We start from the raw sequence: 21056 nt of genomic DNA on the forward strand, positions 1-21056 counted from the left end.
GTACCGTCGAGAAGTGGGTTGTTCGCTAACGGCCATGGACCGCGGTCGAGAGGATTGACGTTAGAGCGAACCTCGACCTTATCGCTGGGCCCAAGCCATTGACATGTAGGGTCGAGGACTGGCGCCGTGGCGTCTCCTCCGTGACAACGGTGACCAACTTCGAGATCTGGTGGATAGATGAACGCCCCCAGATCCGCCTCAGGCCCGCCGATCTCGGCTACCTTCGTGACGACTTCGACGACCGGGCCATCAAATTCCGCGGCCACGTGTGACACCCGCTGTAGGAGAGCGGTGGCTCTACTCTTGGCTTACCTAGTAGGACTTTGTTAGTTCGTCATGGTGGTCGCTGATGACAGGTGGGGCATCGGCCTGTCCAGGTGGCCAGTAACACCTGGAGCTGGTGGAGGATCTTGTAGAGGGTCAGGCCGCCCCAGCCGCTTTTGGGCTGGTCAACCGCAGTTCGGTGAGGAACAGGTGGGCGGCGCTGACCAGGGTGACGTGACGATGCCAGCCGGTGAAAGAGCGGCCCTCAAAGTGGGTCAGGCCCAGCCCAGTTTTGAGTTCGCGGTAGTCGTGCTCGATCCGCCAGCGGATCTTGGCCAGCCGGACCAGGTCCCGCAGCCGGATGTCGGCGGGCAGGGTGGACAGCCAGTAGTCGGTGGGCTCGCTCTCACCCGGTGGCCATTCGGCCAGCAGCCAGCACTCGGGCAGGTGCCCGTCATCGTGGCGGGGGATGTCGTGGTTGGCGGGCCGGACCCGTAGTGCGAGGAAGCGGGAGCGCATTTTCGCGGTCGGGTTGCCCATGGTGTGTTTGCTGCCGTGGCGCCAGGTGATCCGGTGCAGGCCGGCGCGTCCGGCGGCCAGGGCCAGCTCGCGCAGGCTGGAGGGTTTGGTGCGGTATTTGGCCACCGGGCGGCGCCCGTTGCCCGAATACGGCACGGTTTGCGGCACCACGCCGGCGGCATAGGCGCTGGTCGCGCCCTTGACCGCGACCACGTAGGCCACGGCGCGCTCGGTGAGGCCCAGCCGCAGCGCGGTCACGTCCCCATACCCGGCATCGGCCACCACCAGCGGCGGCACCTGACCCCAGGTGGCCAGCTCATCGAGCATGTCCAGGGCGAGCTGCCACTTGGTGCGGTGACGCACCCGGTCGGGGATGGCACACCGTCGGCGCCGGGCCGCGACCTGCTCGGCCTCGGTCTGGTCGCCGCTCAGCGCGTCGTCCCATTGCTCGGGTAAAAACAGCCGCCAGTCCAGTGCCGCTGAGCAGGTGTCGGTGACCGCGTGCACGCTGACCGCGACCTGGCAGTTGGTCACCTTGCCCGCCGTCCCGGTGTATTGCCGGGCCACTGCTGGTGAGGCGTCGCCGTCCTTGACGTGCCCGGTGTCGTCCAGCACCCACGCCTCGGGCGCCACCACCGTGATCGCCCGCTGCGCCAGGCGCCGCCGCACCGCGACATAATCCCAGGTTGAGGAGGTGATGAACTGCTGCAGCCGTTGGTGATCCACCTGCAGTCGCTCGGCCATCGGCACCATCGACTTGCGCCGGCCGTCCAGCATCAGCCCCCGCAGGTACAGCCCGCCGTTGGAGCGCTGCTCACGCCGGGCAAACGAGGTGAACACCTCGCCCGCGAAATCCTCAAGACGACCGCGCATATCAGCCAACTCAGCCGGAGTCACCCGAGAATGATGCCAAACAATCTCGAACTAACAAAGTCCTACTAGGTTGAACTGCGAGAACACTCTTTGTTGTCCACAGCGCTTACATGATCATCCCGTGCATGTCCCGCACCTGTGAGAGGGCTGCTACGCCTTCGACGGCAAAAACCGCACAGCGGCTCACCGTCCATTGCTTGGAAAGGGATGTTTCCGATTGGTGTACATGCAGATCGATGACCTGGAAAACTAGACAATTCCGGCTGCAGTCTCAATATCCTGCGTCGTCATAAGGATCGGAGTGGCGCTGCGCAGGCCGATGCCGGAAGGTACGTAGACAATCGGCTGAGACATATCAGTTTCCATAGAAACGAATATCTCAATCGCAGAACGGTCGACATCAATCAATCTCAGTGATCTACGGCCATACCTGTCTCGACGCTCTTCTTCCGGTTGAAGAGTCATTGGTAAGGCACGGGCTTCGTTTAGTGCTCCTAGTGCCTTTAATGCTCGCATGGAAACGGCATTCATTTGATCGACGATTTCTGGTGTTGGAAGTGTCAGTAGACTGGCGTGGCCATGACCAACGCTATTCCGAATGCGAACTAGATCACTGAGCTCCCGAGTGGATTTCTCTCTTTTTATAGCTTCAGCAATTGCGACAAAGATCCCATCGCAATGCGACTCATCGCGTAACCAGCCTGGTATCGCGCAAAACGCGGATTTCCAATCTCCGAAAGACATGCTGTTCAGGTTGCGGTACTCCTTACTCGATGAAACCTTGACTACGGCAGCAATGAGCTTCTCCCAATCCTCTCCGTAGGCTGCTTTCGCCCACGTAACTGACGCGTACCTTAAGATCCGTTCGACCTCGGTTGTGATGATCGAGAAAGACCCTGCCGCCTGTTCGAGGTCTTGGCTAAGTTTTAGACGGGAAACAGCTGCTCGGCCTTCATGAAGCGCTCCGGAGATGGTAAACATGGCTGGTTGGTAAATGCTAAACCCCAATAGCCGCAGAATGGCATGTGGAACCATACGGCTATCTGCGCTTTTAATGGCTACTTCATCATCTCCTAGCTCTTGGAGCATGCGCAGCAATGCAGGCCGGCCGAGTTCTAGCAGAAGATCTTCTGGCCTCGGATGCGAAGCGACGTAGTCTGCGACGGCCGACAAAGATGTCTTTTTCGTTAGCGGTTGTAGATGCCGAGATATCTCCCCTGCATCCCACTGCCCAAACAGCAGCCGCGCCAGACCCTCATAAAGTGATGGTGCTCCCACGTCAGCCAGTTCGAGCACACGCCCCGCATCGACCTGTGAGCGAGAGCCACGTGCAGTTGCATGAACGGGTCGCAGTAGCAGCAGGTGGGTGACGGCGGCGTTACCGCCTTCTTGATATCTTATGTCATTTTCATGATTCCGATCGTTGAGCTTTACTACTCGTTGCAGCTCAAGTCCAGAACCAGCAATTATGTTGAGGAAGTCTTGTAAGTCATTGGAGTTACGGGCATACCAAAATACGCCGATCTTTCCGAGGGGATGCAACAAGCGACGAGCCTCATCAGCCTGAGACTTTAGCGTAGCAACATAACGGTCATTATTGAACCGTGACCCACCGACTGATGTGCTATCTGCAGAATCTCCTCTGGAAGATAAAATAGGACTTGCTAGTACGGCGATTGGTGTGGCAGAGAGCGTCAAATTCCAAGGCCGCGCTAATGCGATATGGTTGGTGCTGTCATAGTATGGTGGATCCCATATGACAGCATCTGCACACTCTGATGGTAAGCCTGTAGACGAGGGGTCTGCCAACCTGCAATCAACTGGATTGCTTAACTGTATAGACGCTGGTCCTAGTTGCTTTATCATCTGCTCGAGTCCGCTTAACCACCATCGCCGAATAAGAGATGGGCCAGCCTCTGGGAACATCGCAGGAACAGACCAAATGGCTCGATTGAGTGGTGATGTAACGACCCCCCGCCGAGGTTCCCAGGTCGCCATGGTGCTTACTTTTAGAACATGTGAAGTTAAAAGCAGTGAAACACCTATGATGACAGTTTCTTTTTGCGAGCGGCTTAGATGACGATCAGCGAGTTGCTGCTCTAGTTCTGCTATGGCTGTGAGAGCGGCTGATATATATTTGCGCTGAGAAGGCAACAGCGCTTCTGCGGAAGTAATCTCTTTACCGGCGACCTCGCACCACACGGCATCAGGGTCGAGAATTGTTTCATAAGGCGATTTTTGCTCTATCTTTACCTTTGAAATTTCTGTGGTCCCGCTGGTTTCCGTCTTCCCCATTGCAGCTGGAGTCTCTGCTGGCGTGTTAGACCAGGAAAGCAGAGTGCTGTCAAGCTGGCTGCGTCCCTCAGCCAGGGGGAACAGCGTATTCGCGTAGGCAAGGCGCACTAATGGCGTTGTTGCCGCGCATCGCGGGCATAGGAGTTCGTTGCGGCGAACGTTGGGCTTGGCATCAGTGTCGTCTTCACCTGTTGTGATAACTATACGACAATCCTCCCCGGCGACGTGCAGCTGTACGACTGTCTTCGAATCGCGCCTACTCGGGTTTAACGAAGAGTGAGATAGTATTGGCTGCGAAAGGAGGGGAATAGACAATCCGCACGAAGTACATGACCAGCATCGAGCCCACACCTTCACAACTAAATTGTCTTGAGTTTTCCATTCCAGCTTCGTCTCAATAGACGCGATGATTTTCTCAACGGCAGCGCGCAGCTCTACGCTAAGTCCGCGCCATCCGCTTCCGCTCACCCGATGCGCCCTTTGGCGTTGACCGTCTTCGGCCCAGCGCCGAGCTTCTAATGCTGATGCATCTACAGTTAGCGAATTCATGTAGAGCAAACGACACATGAGGTGTGGTACGACATGTTCCTCGACGTTAGTTGAGGTACACCCAAGTGCCGATGCTGTAGCGGCCGCCGTTCCCACTCCGCCACAAAGAGCCACAACGTGGGGTGTGCCGGACCTTGACTTGCTCAAGTTAGTGAGCAGCGCTTCACGCACTGCATTTTGATCATGCTGCGTGATCGCAGTACGTAGGACGGCATCCTGATCTTCGGCAGAGGTGAGGGTGAATGCTACTGCAGCTGTGGCGTGAGCATGGGAGCGGATCCCGAACCAGGGGTGGAAAGATTGACTCGCTAGCGACCGAGAAGGCAAATCCAAAGTGAGAACGTCGGGTTCAAGCTCGTCGTCTAGCCGCTCTTCATAACTCATATAGACAGCATAAATGATTCGGGACAGCCTTCCCCGAATAAGGGTCCAACAGGGCCTCGACGAGTCGACCTTTGTCAATATTTGTCATGCAACAGGTGTGTTGTCTAGCTTAAATGCCTTAATCGCCCATTCTGGGCGAATAGTCGCGCAAGTGGCATTTTTGAGATATTTCTCACCATCTTTTCCGACGCTGGGCGTTTGTTGGGATCATGCGTTGTCTCCTGAGACGCGGTGGCGGCACAGATGGCCCCCTCTGCCTGGTCACCCGCGAAGCACAGGAAACCTCGGTAGCTGACCAGGCAGGACAAACTGGCTAACAGCCGGCCCGCTGCTCCGACGGGTTATTCCCGATCGACTACGAACAACGAATCTTGACTGGCTGAGCAGCCACCATGGCCAGACCAGGCGAGGCCATCGCCGCATAACAATGTCTCCGCAGTTCAGGGGATTGCCCGGTCTTTGAGCATGCGATTTTTCATTTCCTTGTACTGGTCAGGACCGGGCTCCGCCAAAAGGCTTCCAACGCCCGAACCTTGTCATCGTCACCGCCCATGTGGTGGGACTGCCTCCACCTCCGTTGGCGAGGTTGTGGCACCTCATAGGATGCGCGTCACTCGTTCTCGAAGCCGTAGTCCTCGAACTTCAGAGTGCGGGCATTCTCGGTTACCGTGCGGACTTTGTCGTCGGGGTAGCCCTCGGGGTGGGTAGCCTCAATTTCTACCTTGATGGTCAAGGCCGCGCCTGGTAGAGACTGGAGATGCTGCAACACCTCCTGCGCGACCTTCCCAAAGTCACGGCTGGCTCGCGACGGGTCCACGGGGAACTTTCCGAAGAAGCGATAGTTCTGTACTACCTTCACTTCCGGCTCTGGTTCGGGCTGTTCCTCGGCGCCATCCTGCTTGTCACCGGAGGTTCCCGAAGACTCCCCCGAGGGGGTATCGCCGGTCTCGTTCTCCGGCGTCGCCCGATCCCGATCTCGCTCAAGGTCTGCGAGTTCCCGTTCACGGCGGCGCTGCTTCTCAGCGACATCCGGCCGGACAATCAGGGTGCTGTCCGTGGGAATCCCGAACGTGTCCCCCGGAGGGATCGCCAGGCCGACATAGAGCCTGGACGCCTCGTCATACCCGTCGGCCAGCGCGAACGCCTGAGTTTCCCACAAGACCTGGTCCATCGCAGACTGCAAGGCGGCCTCCAGGACTGAGCGATCGCGCAGTCGATCGAGGTAGGGGTACTTGCGGTAGAAGTCCCAGAGAGTCCTGGTCTCAACGTGCCCCTTCTCCCAGACTGTCCGCAGCGGACCATCCAGGTGCATCCGAACGGGATAGGAACCGTACCGGCCCTGGTCCAGGAGCTCGTCCTTGCGGCGCAGCACCTCGTACACTCGTTTGCCCAGATTCGGCTCGCTGCCCTCGGCCTTGGTGGACGCGTCCACCTTGTACGGCCGGTTGGCCTCCTGCTGCTTGGGATACAGCACCCAGATGTACGCGGCGGAGACCCGCAGGTCCACGATGTGGTTAAAGTCCTTGCACTGGGCCTCGGCCATGTTCGCCTGCTGGGGGTTGAGGTTCAGCTCCTCAGGCCCCTTCCTGGCCACCACGTCCTTCCAAGCTAGGTAATACCGGACCGCGTCATCCAGCTCCGCCAGCCGCTTCTTGTCTGGGGCCAGAAACAGCAGTTGGTTGACGTTGACTCGCTGAGCGGAGCCACGCTGCCTGAGGCACTCCGCGACGAACTGCTGAGCCGCCGAGTCGGACTCGCGTTGGCCGTGCGCGTACCGCGGATGCAGCAGGATCAGCCGGACCTCTTCATAGTCGGGTACGGCGTTGCTGTCGAGGGGCGCGGCTTGCAACCTGATCGGGCTGGGGGTCGCTTCCTGGACCTTAAGCCGCTTGACTAGCTCCTCCCAGACCACTTCGGGTTCGTTGCGCAGTCGTTCGGCGTGGTCCTGTGCCTTCTTGGTGATGGAAGGCGCAGTGTTGTAGCGGTAACTACCCGACTCGGGGTAGAAGTAGGTTGCGCGCTGAGCCAGTAGATCCAGCGCGGATCCGAAGTTTCCCAGAGTGTCACCCGGTACGGCGGTGCCGAGCCACACGTACTGGCGCTCGATTCCCCGTGTCCGCTCCGCCGGCGCTGAAGGCGCAGACCCAAAGAAGATGGTCCGGGCGAGCCGCCTGGTAAGGGACCGGCCACCGAAGGTGCTCCGCATCTCATCGATCTGCACCGGTACCGAGGTGTCGCCGTCGACATCCGTCTTGACGATCATTCGCCAGGAGGGATCGCCGAGATAGCCCGTAATTTCGGCAGACACGCTGGCCACATCGAGCGGCAGCGAGCCCGGCATGATCAGTGGGTCAGCGTCGTTGGGTTTGCTCCACAGGGCGTGCACCACCCTGCTCATCACGCGCAGTACGCCACGGGTGAGCTGGAACCGGTCCAAGGCGGACCAGTCCTTGTAGAGCCGGTCGAACAGTTCTGGGTGAATCGGATAGCAGGCGGAGATTCGCCTCTCGTAGGCCACTTCGGAACAGTCACGAGGGAACTCTCCACCGTTGGCGCGGTAATAATCCACAAAGGCGCGGGCGATCACCGAGATATCGGCCCGGCTTTGTGCGTCCGGCTCCTCGAAGAGGCGGCGCCGCACGATCTCGAAGGTCTCGTCGGACGAGGCGGGTTGCCAATTGTAATCTGTGCGACCAACGATCCGCTGGAGCCGGATCAGCGCCTGTCGGCCATGCAGGCCTCCGACCTCGGTGTCGTTAACCCCCTGATCGTCTTCCTCGATCTCCTTGTGTGCCAGGTCCTCCGAGGCCGGGATCGAGATGACCAGGATCGCGCCGGGGACGCTCTTTACAGCGGCCGTCAGCGCCTGTGCGAACCCGAACTGCGTCTCGAACGTTCCACCGTCGAGATCGTCCTTGGCGAACAGTTCCCGCGCGTAGGCAACCCACTCGTCGATCAGGATTAGGCAGGGCGCGTGCTCGCTGATCAGCTCACGCAGCTTGGCACCGGGATTGGTACCCGCCTCGTCGTCGAGCCGCACCTGCTCATAGGCGGCCCGGCCGCCAAGCTGCCAGGCGAGCTGACCCCACAAGGTCCGGACTCGTACAGAGCCCTGCTCATCGTGGTAGCTGACGCCCGTCTTCGCGCTGATCTCGGTTCCGACCAGAGCGACCCGCTTGATCGGCTGCGGGGGGAGCTCGATCTCGCTCAGCAGGTCCTGAACTTCCTGCGGGAAGTCGGCCAGGGGGTGGCCCGAAGCCAGGTGGTGGAGGGCGAGCATCGAGTGGGTCTTACCGCCACCGAAGTTGGTCTGCAGGTTGATGACCGGTTCCGCGCTCGAATCGCCGGCGAACCGCTTGGCGGCGTTGATCAGCAAGTCCTTCAAGCCCACGGTGAGGTAGGTGCGCTGAAAGAAGGCGATGGGATTGGAGTAGTCGTCATCCCCCGTGCCCTCCGCCACCTCATAGAGGTCGGCCGCGAACTTGGCCATGACGAACTTGCCGGTGCGTACGTCTTCATGTGGCTGGATCACCTGCCGCCAGGGCTTGAGCGTGCGCCCAGCCAGCTCCGCGGCAACGCCAGGGAAGGCGTGGGTGTCCTTGACCGCCTTACGGGTCTCGGCCTCGTACTGTGCGCGGTCGTGGTCTCGACGCAGTTTCCGCACGACTGCCGCACGCTCGACGTCGTTGACCGCAGTCAGCAGGCGTTCGATCAGATCGAGCACATGGGTGGTGTCCTCGGCGCTGAAGGCTTGGTTATGCGCGAGCCGGTTGCGCTGGTCCCGAAGCAGGGAGGCGATGGACTGGTCGGCGCGGGAGAGTCGGTCCTTGAATCCGGCCCGCCACTCTTCAGTGATCATGTGGAGCTGCACCTGGGGGTCGTTCTTGGCGTAGACGTGGTTGGTACCGAACTCCGCCGCGTCCTGTGCTTCGAGGAGCTTCATCCAGTCAGCGCCAGGCGGTTGGGCGGCGGCAGACATCACCTCATCAATGAAAGGCTCCAGAGCCTCCGCCAACAGGTCGAACCCTTGCTGCACTCTCGCCTTGTTGCTGGTCGGAGCCAACGCTACCCCTCGCCTTCGTCCGCATCTATCCCAATGGTCCCAGAAGAAATCCCTTGAAAGTGACGTATCTCACGTATATGAGAACGTCGACTCTTCCGCAGGGGAGTCGCCAGCCTCCCCCACAGGGTTTCCACAGGTCGCTCCGCCTGAATTAGCCACTCAGCTCGGTGAAGTCGAACTGGCCTTGCACCGGCTTGGGCATCGTGGCCGCGAGCTTAAGAGAGGTGGAGTTGAGGTCGAACCAGGATTGGCCGAGCCCATTGAACAGGATCGCGTCCTGAGTCAGCCCTCGCTTCTCGCAGAGGCTGAACAGGAGATAGGCCAGTTCCTGCGCTGTGTCCAGATCCACTCGCTGCCGCGCAGCGGCCATCAGCCGTGCCGTTTCTGTACCGCCCACCTCGGCCAAGGTCTTCGCCATCCGGAGCACGACCTCCCACAGGCTGATCCGATCGTCGGCCACTGGATCCCAGTCACCAGACAGCTCCTCAAAGGGCAACAGCCGCGCGCGACCTGCCCGGGCCCGGAACACTCCACCGCGTTCAACCGCGGTTGTTGTGGTATTCATGGCGCGCGACAAAGTGTCGGCGGTGCCCGAGTCTGCGTCGTTCCAGCCGTACAGCATGAACCACTTCACGCAGAACCGAGTCTCCGCGTCGAAGTCATTCTCCTGCTCTGAGAGCACCTCGTCCAAGATCTGGTTGATCAGCTTAAGTGCGCTACGGACCGTCATCGGCGTGCCGTCCGCCTCGATGACCGCCGCGTACCGGGAGAATGCGGCCATGCCTGGCCCAATCGCCGCCTGCGCGAGGTCCACGGGTGCGATGGCCCCTTGCTGCAACTCATTGAGTGAAACCGGTAGCTCTTCCCTCAGCAGATCCAGGAAGGCCTTCCGACTAATTGTTCCCGCATCTTCCGGGCGGGGACGACACGCCAGGACGATTGACGAGGCAAGTGCATTGCTGTCGATGTGGCGGGTTCGCCCCGATCTCTCTGTTCTGATCGGCCATGTGCCGGTGACCATCCAACCAGAGCGGAGCATCCCTGTCAGCAGCGTCTCCCAGCCAGTGGAAGCGCTACCCTCAGCGTCCGATTCGCTTTGCTTAAAAGCATAGAAAACGCTAATCGGGAAGTCGTCGATATATCCACTGCGAATCCGTGAGAAGACTTCCTCGAAGCCGTTCTCGAAGAACGTTTCCGCTTCTTTTTTTCCACCATGGCGGAACTGTTCGGCCACCAGTTCTTCTGCTTTTGGGGTAAGCATCATGCCAAGAATATCCGGATATATGTCTCGAAGAGAAGATCTCAGCCAAACATAGAAGAAATCCGAAAGATCCGCATACCCTATATTGTCATAGTAGGGCGGATCCGTGCTAATAACGATGCCCCTGCCGTATGTGCGCGTAGAGGCATTCGCTTGGCGGACCGTCGCTGGTTTGCCAGCGGCGGGAATTCCCTTTATGGAATCACGCATGACTCGAAGGCAGCCATTCCATGATCCACCGAGTTCTGCAAATATTGCAATTTCGGGAAAATCCCATACGAATGGGATCGCTTGCCGCGCAAATAGATTCTTGGGGCGATCTTCTTGTGGATACCATACGGCTAGGGCACAGTTGTAATCAGCAAACTTACTAACTACAAAAGCCAAGTAGGTTGCAATTGCATCCGCATAGGCTTCGGCACCAGATCCGCCCTGTTCCAGAGGCTTCCCTTGGGGGAGGCCTGCCAAGAAGGCGTCCTTCCGCACCTGCTCATGGGCCTCACGGACTAGACCGCTGAAGGTAGTGAGCGCGAGGAGCTGACGGTTGGTGAACAGGTCAGCGTGGTGGGTCATACCATACCCCTGCACACGAAAACCGAGAGCCGCCTCCGGTAGTTCGGTGTCGGGCGCATCCTCTGGCTGCTCGACCTTCGCGGCTTCTTCGTGCGCCATACTGGGTGGCAGGTAAATGCGGCGGTGGTCGCCTTCAGCGGCGATGGCCATAAGCTGCTGGCCGATTCTGCGGGCCTTGCCCTCGGCTCGTACATAGGTCAAGGGTGCGACATCGCCGCAGCCGATGCAGATGGCGCCGGTCCGACGGATGGTTCCATCGTTGTCCTTGATGGGCGCCTTCTTGACATCGTGACCAATGCTGAAAGACACTTGTCCGTTTTGGACGAGGGGGACAACGTATGCTTCCTTGCCCTTCTTCTTGCCGAGCCACCAAGACTTGGTGAGCGGCATGCGGATGCCGCAAGCGGGATTAGGGCAGGTCACCGTGCGTGCCCAAATCCAGGCGATGGCGTTGGCTTCGCTGCCGTTATCCGACACGGCCTTCGGGTAGTGCTTTCCGATCTTTTTCTCTGCCTCGTCACGCATCCACTGGCCGTACCGGTAGACATCTTCGGCGAGTCCGGTCGCCTTGGGCCACTCGCCCATCTTCTCTTCGGCTGCGCCGGGGAAGACTGGCGGCTGGCCCGCCCACTTAGGAGGGATCTCAATCAAGGCCTTGTTGATGAGAACAGCTACAGGGTTGAGATCAGAAGCGTGAGATTCCAGGCCCAACCTCTGGGCTTCGAGAGGAATAGAGCCACCGCCAGCAAACGGGTCCAGGATTGCAGGCGGATTTCCGCCGGTGGACTTGAGAATCTCCTGGTATACCTCCTGCAACAGCGTCTGATCCATGGCGTTCTCCCAGACCACGAGCCGCTCGATCAGCCGGAATAGCCTCTGTCGTTCGGTTTCCTGTGCCTCCTCGGTCCGGAACTGGTCGGGGTGCGCAGAAGGATCATCAACGAGCTGTGCGAAAAGGACTGCCCGGCAAGTAGCCAACGGACGTTGGGCCCACCACTTGTGAACGCCAGACGGATTGCCCTTGTAGATGTAGTTTTCCCGCGCGGACTCCTTGTTGATGATCTCCAGTGGCAAGGAGACCTCGATCAGTTTGCGCTTGGGGGTGGCGGGCATACGTGGGCTCGGCTTTCGGCAGAAGTGCTGGTGCGAATGACACCGGAGCCGCTTCATGCTCCGGGGGTGGCCTTATAGATCAGGGTAGGCGCTGGCACCGACAACTTGCCACGTGTTCACGGGAGCCGTACCCGGTCAGTGCAACGGGCGATCACCTGGGAGACCCCCCCTTGGCCCACATCCTGTCCCAGTGGAAGACGAACTTGGTGACGTTGAAGTCGTCCGTGTTGGTCTCCGTGAACGGCTCGGTGAGGTATCGAACCTCGTCGTACTGCGGCCCTAGGTGTGACACCCGGACCAGCGCCAGCCTGTATCGCTCCCCAGTGTTCTTGGCATGCAGCACCTCGTTCCTGGTGATGGTGAAGTCGTCCGCGTCTGCGGTCCGACCCTTCACCTCCAAATTAAAGAGCTCCCCGCGGTCGGCGCTCCAGGAACGGAGGTCGAAACCCTTGTGGTTGGGCGGCATCTCCTCAGGGCTGCGGCCAAGGCTGCGTTCAGCAGCCATCACGGCTTCCACTGCTCGCCTTTCCACTGCCCTGATCGCTGCCTGGTCGCGGACCGCGGTGGCACGATCCACTTCAGTGGTCTCAAGTACCCGATTAAGCAACCCTTGGGGAAGGATCAGCGCACCCCCAGAGATCTGAGGAGGTCTCAGCCGGAGCTGCTCGTCCAGGTCCAGCTCGCGCAGGCGCCGGTCCAGACGTTCTTCCAGCTCCCGTGCGCGCCGCTGGGCGGTCTCCGGCCGCAGCCGCTGCCTACGGCCAATCTCTTCGCCATCCAAGAGTTCCAGGTAGCGTGCGTCCCAATAGTTGATCTCCTGGGTGAGTCGCTGGGTGACCTGCTGACGGGTGCGATATAGACGAGGCCGTACCCGAGCTGTAACTTCCCGGAGATATTCAGGGCCGGCGTGCTCCGTCGCCCACGCCAGAGCGGCCTCCTCGAAGCCGTTCGCCAGCCAGGGCTCGGTGATTAATTGGTTGACCAGCTTGGCCACTGTCTCTGCCTCAGCCGGAGTAGCGGGCTCGTAGTCCAGGTAGGGCGCAGGCCCACCGGGCGTGACCGTCCCATCGGGACGCAGTTCCACGAAGTCGAACCGCTTGTCGATGGTTCGAGGTCGTCGATGTCCATCGATCAACTGCTGTGTCAAGGCGACCAGTAAGCGAGGGATCTCACTGAGCTCGGCCCTGTCAATCAATACACTGCCTGCTCGAAGCGTATGGGCATGCCGCTCGGTGATCAGATTGACCACGCTGTCCACCAACGGGTGGCCTGGGGCGAGCAACGCCGCGTCCGGCCGTTCGGGAACCCGGAGCCGTGACCGGTCGAAGGTCACGCGGTTGTAGCGTCGCAGCACCGGAGCACCACGACCATTCAGCCGGTCATGCGCTCTGATTAGTGCAGGCACATTACTGATCTCGTAGCGTCCCTGCTCCTTCTCGGAGAGCCGCCCGCCCAGCTGCTGGAATGCCTCGCGGAAGAAGGACTCCACATAGTGTGGTTGCAGCCGCCGGGCTCGCGCCTCCTCCAACTGGATGCGAGTCTCGGCCACGTCTCGCTCGCCGAGCACCTCACGATGCAGCGCATGCGCGGCAAGCAACTCCTCTAGGCCTTCGCCCACGGTGTGGTCGATGATCTGGTCCAGGCGAGCCTTCACCTCCGGCTGGTCGCCGTACCGAATGGCTTCCAGCAGCAGTTGGCGCAGGGGTTGTTCCTCAAATGCTTCGCCCAGTACGTCGAAGACCCGTCCCCGGTAGGCCTCGCGCTGCTGTTCGATCTTCTCCAAGAGACGCTGGAAAACGGCCCCTTCCCGGGTACCTTCGGCCACCAGGTTCCACAGATGGCAGACCTCTTGCTGACCGATGCGATGGATCCGGCCGAACCGCTGCTCAATCCGGTTGGGGTTCCACGGCAGGTCGTAGTTGACCATCAGGTGCGCCGCTTGTAGGTTGAGGCCCTCGCCGGCGGCGTCAGTGGCGATCAACACACGCACGTCGCGGTCATGGGTGAAGAGCTCGCGAACGCGGCGGCGCGCTGTCCGGCTGACCCCGCCGTGGATGGCTTGGACGGCTTCCGCGTGGCCGAGGAGGCCCTGGATCCGGCCGACGAGGTAGGTGAGAGTATCGCGATGCTCCGTAAAGATGATGATCTTTCTGGGTAGACCATTGCTGTCGCGGATCTCTGCCTGGTTCTGAAGCAGCTGGTTCAGCTCCGCCCATTTGCGGTCCTCTCCGGAGCGGTGAACGCGGGTGGCCAGTTCTACCAGGTCGTCCAGGCTGTTAAGCTCCGCTTCCAGTTCTTCTACTGTTCGGGCGGCAGTGGACGCGTCCAGCACCTCTTCCTCCAGGGCTTCCAGTTCCTCCCCGTCGAGGTCATCCAGTCGCGCTTCGACGTCCGCATCATCACCGCGTAGCCCGCCCTGTCCGAAGACAGCGTCGAAAGAACGGCTGCCTCGCGGCTGAGAGCGGCCTGTCAGAAGTTCCTGCTTGCGCAGTTCCAACCGTCCCCGGCGGCGCTGAAGTGATCTGAGGATGGCCTCCGGGCTGGAGGCGAGTCGGCGTTGGAGCACCGTGAGGGCGAAGCCGACCGTATTGCCCCGTCGGGAATCTCCTGACTGCCTGAGGCGGTCAGCGCGGTTCATCTCCAGGCGGACATAGGCGGTGACGGCGTCGTACAATTCTTGTTCCAGCGGCGAGAGCGGATAGGGAACGGTGTACGCCCGTCGCTCAGGGAACAGTGGTTTGCCCTCGAAGGTCAGTAGTTCCTCCTTGAGCATCCGGCGTATGAGCCCGTCGTAGTCGACCTCGTGTGCCCCTTGCCGGTATCGGCCCTCGAACCGGTCGGCGTCCAGCAGCGCCAGAAAGAGTTGAAAGTCCTCCTCCTTGCCTGCGTGTGGGGTGGCCGTCATGAGCAGCAGGTGTCGGGCGCATTGTTCGAGGAGCTGTCCGAGTTGGTAACGCCGGGTCGTCTTGAGCTCCCCGCCATACCAGTGAGCCGCCATCCGATGGGCTTCATCGACCACGACCAGGTCCCAGTCTGTCTGTCTGACCGTTTCCTGGAGGTCCGTTGACCGGGACAACTGATCCATCCGGGCGATGAGCCGGGGGTGACGGTCTAACCCTCCAGCGCCGGACTCAGCCAGCCCTCGCGTGAACACTTCGAAGTGCAGGTCGAACTTCTCCAGCAGTTCGGCCTGCCATTGGTCAACCAGGGAGCCGGGGGCGACGATGAGGCATCGTTCCAGATCCCCGCGGAGCAGCAACTCCTTGATATAGAGGCCGGCCATGATGGTTTTGCCCGCGCCCGGGTCGTCCGCCAGTAGGAAACGAAGTGGGGATCGGGGCAGCAGCTCGCCGTATACGGCCCTGAGCTGATGCGGTAGAGGCTCCACCTCGGAGGTGGCGACCGCCAGCATAGGATCAAATAGCCCCGCCATCCTCAGACGCAGCGCCTCGGCAGCCAGCCGGAGCGCCTGCGGATCCCCATCGAAGGTATGGCTGATCAACGGGCTGGCTAGCCGGAGAGTAGTTTCGTGCTCCCGATAGAGGATGACCGTGTCATAGGCTCCGGAATCGTCCTTGTAGACCAGCTCAACTGCATTGCTGCCGCGCCAATCCGCTCGAATGATCGTTACAGCGAGGTCGGGCACGACGCCTGATATAAGCGAGCCGGGAGCTAATTGCTCCAGACGCACTCCCATGACGTTGTCCCCATCGTCCACAGGAAGCCCTCTTTCTTAACCTAGTCACGGTGCTCTCGCCAATCTCCACCATTCCTGCCCAATAGGGTCACGATGCGAAAGGAGGGCTCAGTCGGACGTCTCTTCGACTTGGAAACTCTGGACTTGAACCAGCCGCCACCGCCCCTGTCGGTATTCCAGATTGCCCTGAACCAGAACCTCCTTCCCTTCCCGGTGTGCTTCGATGGCCTGCGCATAGCGCTCTTGGTCAAGATCGATGTAGGCTCGTCGGCGCTTCCTGGTGGGCTCAGCTTCTGGTCCAATCAGCAGGACGGCTGTACCTGGACCGCTGATAGCTACCCGTTCCAGCTTGACAACCGTCCCACGGAAGAGCACCTCCTGCTCGCCGTACCGATGCCGGAGGAATTGGGCACCTGCCTGCAAGGCCTCGATCACCGGAGCGTCGAACTCCAGAGGCTCAGTAGGAAGGTCATGCTCCAGGGTCGTGGCCCATGCCACCCGAAGGCTGAATGGGATTCGCCCCTCCGAGGACAGCGCTACCAGTGATTCGCACAGGTTAGCGGTCAGTCCCCAAGTGGCGGCAGCATGCTCTTCGAAGACTGCGGGATCTCGCGAACCCTGCTGTAGGTAAGCCTGTGCCGCTTGCCAGGCCGCTGCGGTGCCCTCTTGTACAGCGGCCGACACTCGCCGGGGTTGGGGCATTCCACCTACCCTGCCATCGACTCCGAGCACCATTTGCTCGGGATCGGCCCCCGCAACGGGCACTTCGGCGGTCAGCACGTAACTGCCCGCGACTGGAACGACGAGCCGGATAGCACGGAGAAAGTCGTAGATGCGATCAGGTTTCCTAGAAGGCTCGACTGGCTTATGAGGCTCACCGGTCTGCACCAAGGTGGCGCGATAGACGGCGCTCAGAAAAAGATCCCGGAAACTCGCGTACGCTTTGATGCCCTCAGGTAGAGGGAGTGCTCCCGAAGGGAGGTTGGCGGGCTGGAGCCTGGCATAGTGGCGGTCGACCACTGCGGTGTTCATGTCGAGCAAGATTTGGTTGGCATCGCGTTCTTCGAAGATCTCCAAAGTCTCCAGCAGTTGGCGTACCAGCTTGTCGAAGTCGAGGAGTCGAGGGTTTCTGGGGACGACGACTTCGGCAGGCTCGCCGTCGATCGTCGTGCGCCAAACCTCGGTTCGGGGGAGTTCCTCTGTACGTTGCCAGCTGTGTGACCGGAGATAGATGCGGACCAGTTCCGGGCTGAGATTGGTTCCGGACAAGTCGGAATGCCGAGGAGAGGTCATAGTTCGAACACCCCCTCTTCGCTGCGCTGCATCCGCTCAGCGTGGTCAAACATGGTCAGTAGAGATTCTCTGCGAAGCAGGTGCTCCTTGTCCCGTTGCCAGATGACTGTCTTCTTGGACTCAGCCGCTAGGTCGCTGGAGGGCTTCCCGTGTAGGCACGTCCAGTAGGCAGCCTCCTTCAGGATGAGGCGCTCCTTGCTTACGTCGGCCCACTCTCCGACATTCTGCGGTGCGACCACTACCACCAGGAAGATGGGGTTGCCGAACGCATGGCACGGGTTGACGAGTTTGTCGTAGTACCTGGCCTTGATTCCGTGCTTCACCAGCGTTTCGGTGACATCCGCCTTCTGCGTGCACTTCACCTGGATCTGGAGCTTAGGCGTCAGCATGCTTCCCCGAGGGCCGGGATAGCCGATCTCAAGATCGACCAGGTAGAAGTCAGCGGCACTCGTATTTCGCACAGTGAGCCCTGCCGATTCGGCGATTGCCGTGACGAAGGCCTCGCCATAGCGCCCCAGATGTTGCTCCTGACTCAACACCATCCGCGCCGCTCTCCGCTTCACCCAAGTCCGGCAAAACGCGGCGGAAGGTCAGAGGCTCTATCTCCACCACGCGAATGCGGGGAGTCGCAGGTGATCCCCTGACTCGGAATCGTAATAGGCCTGTCGATCTTCAACAAGACTTTGCCAGGCCTGTACCTCTCCGAAACAGGGTCAGAACGCGCGGTCGAAGAGGTTGCGACCCGCCTCACTGTCCAGCGACGTCATGGTGAGGACCTTACCCAAGCGTTCCTCGAAGCAACTTCCGGTCACTCTCTGCTTCTCCGGGCCAACGTACTGCCGCCAGCGAGACGGGTGGCGTGGCCTGCCGGTGACAGTCCACACGTGACTTAGATCGTGTTGCTGCAAAGCCTCGAAGAGCCAAACCGTCTGCCCCTGGAGCGCGATGCGTACGTCGCCAGCCATGCCACCCATACCCCAAGCCAACAGAACCTCATCAGCCTGTCGCAGTGCCTCAGAGATCAACTCTCTGGCTTTCGCCGTTTCCTGCTGGCCTACGGCGGCCCGATTCAGCTCCGGGGCATCCTTGGTAGCGACGTTCAGCAGGTTCGCGATGACCAGCTTGGTGCAGCTTACTAGCGGGAGCGCTGATCGAACGTTGTGATATGTGATGGTCTTCTCTACCGGCCGAAGCGCGGGATTTAACAGAATGGCGCATAAGAGTCGCTCTTGGCCTGAGGTGATGGAGCTTGACTCACATCGGCCGGGTCGCTGCTTCCCCGGTATCACTCCGCTCCTTCCCACATGTCGTCTTGCGAAGTTTCCTAGAAGGCCTGATCAGGCAGGTCATGACACACAAAGCTCTGCGCAAGACACCGGGCAGTATCGCATGATTCAGAGATGGGGGACTTGGTCAGAGTCGAGCCCGGAGACTCAGACTCTGTTGTAAGCGAAGGCTCAAAGCAGGCCCGGACTCCTCATCGCGAGGGCTCCGCCGGGTCTGTTGCAGCCCGCTGAGCCGTTCAAGCAATGCTTCAGCGTTATGACACCCTTGGCCAGGGATCCGTTTCGTGATTCGGTGGCAAGTGGATCTGTACCGCAGGGCCGCCAGGCCCGAGGAACGGAAGCCACGCGGCAGCCTTACGGACAGATCATCCGGACTGTCGAAAACTCTCCTGCGCTAGAGATGCCACCTGCTGGCTCTTAGCGCGTGGGTGATGCTGGCCGCGACCGGCCGAAGAGCCGCAGCGCGGCCAGCGACCGCCCGACGCGCGGCGAGACGCCGCAGGCGGATCGCCTTTAAAGACGTATGGAAAGTTCTCATCCAATCCAGCCTTGGACTGGCTGAACTGGGCGAATGTGCGCCTGTGCTTGAGGTGGGGTCTCGGACGAGGCTTGACGCTTGAAGGCCGATGCCCGTGTGAGCGTCTTGGTCTTACTCTTCGTCGCCGGCCTTGAGGACGGTCCTGTCTGCGGGAAGCAGGCGGGTCTCTTTGTCTGGCTCGGTGATCACGAGGATGGGCACGCCTTCGGCTACGCCGAGTTGCTTGCGCTCGGGCTCGGTCGGCATGCGGGCTGTTACTTGGGTGCCTGGGGTTATCTGGACGGTGACGGCCTCGCCCGCGTCGCGGACTCGTGAGCCTCTGAGCTCGGTCACGATCAGTCCCTCTCCCCTGAGTACGGCCATGGCGCGGCGTACCGAGTCGCGGGAGATGCCGAACTCGGCGACATAGTCGCTCTCCGCAGGGAGTCGCTGTCCAGGGCGGAACTCCCCTTCTTCGATGCGTGCCCGGATCAAGTCGGCGAGCTGCTTGTAGACCGGACGGTCGGCGCTGGGGTCGATGACCATGGCACCGAAGCTATGTAGCAGCATACGAGCCCCCCATTGCGCCTACGTACGTATGTAGCTACATTCGACAAGACGTGACTACCTCTTGATGGGCTGGGCCTATGACGCTTCAGGAATTGGCGACCGAATACCCCAACTGGGTGATCTGGCGCGGGAAGAACTCAACCGGACCCGAGGGTTGGTACGCCACCCGACGGGGCGCCTCGTTGAGCGAGGAAGAGCTGAGTGCGGGCATGGCCGAGACGGTCAGCGGTGATAACGCCGCCGAACTCCTCGCCCAGTTGCACGAGCAGTGCGAGATCGGCTCCCGGTTCGCCCCTGCCACGTTCTCGGAGTGAGGCCATGGCCACCTCGCAATCGCTGCTTGCGCCCTACCACGGCATCCACCTGGCCGCGGCTCAGGCCGGTTGTGAGCAGGTGGCCTGGCAGGCGCCGCTTCCTCGTGTCGATCGGGTCCGGGTCCGGGAGCACACCTGCGAGTGCCGGACGGTCGTCTATGAACTGTGCGCGACCAGTGGCCTGGTCTTTGTCCGCAGGCACTACCGGAAGAGCGGCACGATCACGGTGTGGGAGAGTCCGTGGCTTCGGACGGCCGAGGGGATGAGCCTGTGGGACGCGATCCTGCGGGGCTTCGCCCGGTGAACACCTGCCCGGCGACGCCCTCGACGAGGGAGGAGGGAAACCATGTCCGGATGCTCTTCGACCATCTGCACATGGTGCCAGCGGATGACGGGCCGGTGATCGACGGGTGGCAGACGGAGATGAGCGGCCGGGGCGTCTTCTACGCGCGCCGCTCCCCTGAGCGGGCGCTGGCTCAGCATGAGGTGCTCGCCGGACTCACCCGCTACCTGGTAGCGCATACCTCCACGGAGCTCATCCGGTTGGCCGATGAACAGCGGCGCATCGAAGAACGGCTCAGCCGATGGTCGTTGCCGGTGGTGTGTTCGCACTGCGGGCGCGGTCCGGGAGGCACGCCGCTCATCGTGACGGTGGATGAGCCGTCCATCACGGCTGAACGGTGCGCGCGTAGCTACGACAACCAGGGTGGTTGCCCTCACGAGGATGTCGAGTGGACCTATCAGCGCCCTCTTCCGGACGGTGCCCGGTGCCAGGAGTGCGGGACCTGGTGGCGGCTGGATCTGATCCCGGCCGCGGTCGCGTTCTGGCTCAAGGCCCTGTTCGCCTGCATCTACTATGCGGGTCTACGGCCGGAGGAAGCAGCGGACCTTCGTCTGAAGAACTGCACCCTGCCCGAATCGGGATGGGGTCAGATCATCCTGGAGAGGGCACGGCCGCAGGCGAATAAGAGGTGGACTGACTCGGGGGAGACCCACGAATCGCGCAGCCTCAAGCACCGGGCGAAGAAGGAAACCAGAGAGATCCCCATCCCGTCTGTCCTGGTCGCCATCCTCCGTGAGCACATCGACGCTTACGGCACCGAGGACGACGGCCGGCTCTTCCGGACGACCAAGGGAGGTTCCTACTCCAGTTCCGCATGCTCCTACGTCTGGCAGGAAGCGCGAGCGCTCGTCTTCACCAATGAGCAGGTGAGGTCACCGCTCGCCGCCCGACCCTACGACCTGCGACACGCCGCCTTATCCCTCTGGCACAACGCGGGTGTACCGGCCACCGAGGTGGCCAAGCGAGCCGGGCACAGTGTGGAGGTCCTCCACCGGGTGTACGCCAAGTGTATGGAAGGGCAGCAGGAACGGATGAACGGGAAGATCAGTAGCGCTCTCGATGGGTGATCGACATAGATGCTCGTCTCGGGCCCCGGCACAAGCCGGGGCCTTCTTCATTGAGGGCTTCGTCAAGGTGCGGCA

13 protein-coding genes are annotated in these 21056 nt (G+C 60.9%); 4 read left to right on the forward strand and 9 right to left on the reverse strand.

The window, feature by feature from the left end:
* Positions 1-140 precede the first annotated feature (140 nt).
* On the forward strand, positions 141-272 hold the full coding sequence (locus tag OHA77_RS24750; RefSeq protein ID WP_406311877.1) for a hypothetical protein: 132 nt from the start codon (positions 141-143) through the stop codon (positions 270-272).
* 148 nt (positions 273-420) lie between these two features.
* Here the strand turns inward: OHA77_RS24750 and OHA77_RS24755 are convergent, their stop codons facing one another.
* From OHA77_RS24755 to OHA77_RS24795, 9 genes are all read right to left on the reverse strand, one after another.
* Positions 421-1656, reverse strand: coding sequence for an IS701 family transposase (locus tag OHA77_RS24755; RefSeq protein WP_406311878.1), 1236 nt, complete (start codon positions 1654-1656; stop codon positions 421-423).
* A 249-nt stretch (positions 1657-1905) separates the two neighbouring features.
* Complete coding sequence (locus OHA77_RS24760; RefSeq protein ID WP_406311879.1) at positions 1906-4884, reverse strand: hypothetical protein; 2979 nt, start codon at positions 4882-4884, stop codon at positions 1906-1908.
* A gap of 610 nt (positions 4885-5494) precedes the next feature.
* Positions 5495-8947, reverse strand: a complete 3453-nt coding sequence (locus OHA77_RS24765) for a Swt1 family HEPN domain-containing protein (RefSeq protein WP_406311880.1) — start codon at positions 8945-8947, stop codon at positions 5495-5497.
* 151 nt (positions 8948-9098) lie between these two features.
* Positions 9099-11894 (reverse strand): DUF1156 domain-containing protein, encoded by a 2796-nt coding sequence (locus OHA77_RS24770; protein WP_406311881.1) that lies wholly within the window; start codon positions 11892-11894, stop codon positions 9099-9101.
* A gap of 151 nt (positions 11895-12045) precedes the next feature.
* Positions 12046-15612, reverse strand: coding sequence for a helicase-related protein (locus OHA77_RS24775; RefSeq protein ID WP_406311883.1), 3567 nt, complete (start codon positions 15610-15612; stop codon positions 12046-12048).
* A gap of 87 nt (positions 15613-15699) precedes the next feature.
* Positions 15700-16860, reverse strand: coding sequence for a hypothetical protein (locus tag OHA77_RS24780; protein WP_406311884.1), 1161 nt, complete (start codon positions 16858-16860; stop codon positions 15700-15702).
* A 20-nt stretch (positions 16861-16880) separates the two neighbouring features.
* Positions 16881-17426 (reverse strand): DUF4365 domain-containing protein, encoded by a 546-nt coding sequence (locus OHA77_RS24785; protein WP_406311885.1) that lies wholly within the window; start codon positions 17424-17426, stop codon positions 16881-16883.
* A 171-nt stretch (positions 17427-17597) separates the two neighbouring features.
* On the reverse strand, positions 17598-18188 hold the full coding sequence (locus OHA77_RS24790) for a DUF1643 domain-containing protein (RefSeq protein ID WP_406311886.1): 591 nt from the start codon (positions 18186-18188) through the stop codon (positions 17598-17600).
* Between the two features lie 631 nt (positions 18189-18819).
* Positions 18820-19257 (reverse strand): GntR family transcriptional regulator, encoded by a 438-nt coding sequence (locus tag OHA77_RS24795; protein WP_406311887.1) that lies wholly within the window; start codon positions 19255-19257, stop codon positions 18820-18822.
* A 77-nt stretch (positions 19258-19334) separates the two neighbouring features.
* Here OHA77_RS24795 and OHA77_RS24800 point away from each other — a divergent pair, with 77 nt between their 5' ends.
* The 3 genes from OHA77_RS24800 (at position 19335) to OHA77_RS24810 (ending at position 20981) form a co-directional block, all read left to right on the forward strand.
* Positions 19335-19571, forward strand: coding sequence for a hypothetical protein (locus OHA77_RS24800; RefSeq protein WP_406311888.1), 237 nt, complete (start codon positions 19335-19337; stop codon positions 19569-19571).
* Positions 19572-19575: 4 nt separating this feature from the next.
* Complete coding sequence (locus OHA77_RS24805; RefSeq protein WP_406311889.1) at positions 19576-19875, forward strand: hypothetical protein; 300 nt, start codon at positions 19576-19578, stop codon at positions 19873-19875.
* Between the two features lie 71 nt (positions 19876-19946).
* Positions 19947-20981 (forward strand): tyrosine-type recombinase/integrase, encoded by a 1035-nt coding sequence (locus OHA77_RS24810; RefSeq protein WP_406311890.1) that lies wholly within the window; start codon positions 19947-19949, stop codon positions 20979-20981.
* Positions 20982-21056: the final 75 nt, after the last annotated feature.

This window comes from Streptosporangium sp. NBC_01639 (assembly GCF_045209755.1).
Lineage (GTDB): Bacteria > Actinomycetota > Actinomycetes > Streptosporangiales > Streptosporangiaceae > Streptosporangium.

What these genes read in the sequence shown, in the direction of transcription:
- OHA77_RS24755 (WP_406311878.1), bottom strand. Translation starts at nt 1,656, where the DNA reads ATGCGCGGTCGTCTTGAGGATTTCGCGGGCGAGGTGTTCACCTCGTTT.
- OHA77_RS24760 (WP_406311879.1), bottom strand. Translation starts at nt 4,884, where the DNA reads ATGAGTTATGAAGAGCGGCTAGACGACGAGCTTGAACCCGACGTTCTC.
- OHA77_RS24770 (WP_406311881.1), bottom strand. Translation starts at nt 11,894, where the DNA reads ATGCCCGCCACCCCCAAGCGCAAACTGATCGAGGTCTCCTTGCCACTG.
- OHA77_RS24785 (WP_406311885.1), bottom strand. Translation starts at nt 17,426, where the DNA reads ATGGTGTTGAGTCAGGAGCAACATCTGGGGCGCTATGGCGAGGCCTTC.
- OHA77_RS24795 (WP_406311887.1), bottom strand. Translation starts at nt 19,257, where the DNA reads ATGCTGCTACATAGCTTCGGTGCCATGGTCATCGACCCCAGCGCCGAC.
- OHA77_RS24800 (WP_406311888.1), top strand. Translation starts at nt 19,335, where the DNA reads ATGACGCTTCAGGAATTGGCGACCGAATACCCCAACTGGGTGATCTGG.
- OHA77_RS24805 (WP_406311889.1), top strand. Translation starts at nt 19,576, where the DNA reads ATGGCCACCTCGCAATCGCTGCTTGCGCCCTACCACGGCATCCACCTG.
- OHA77_RS24810 (WP_406311890.1), top strand. Translation starts at nt 19,947, where the DNA reads ATGGTGCCAGCGGATGACGGGCCGGTGATCGACGGGTGGCAGACGGAG.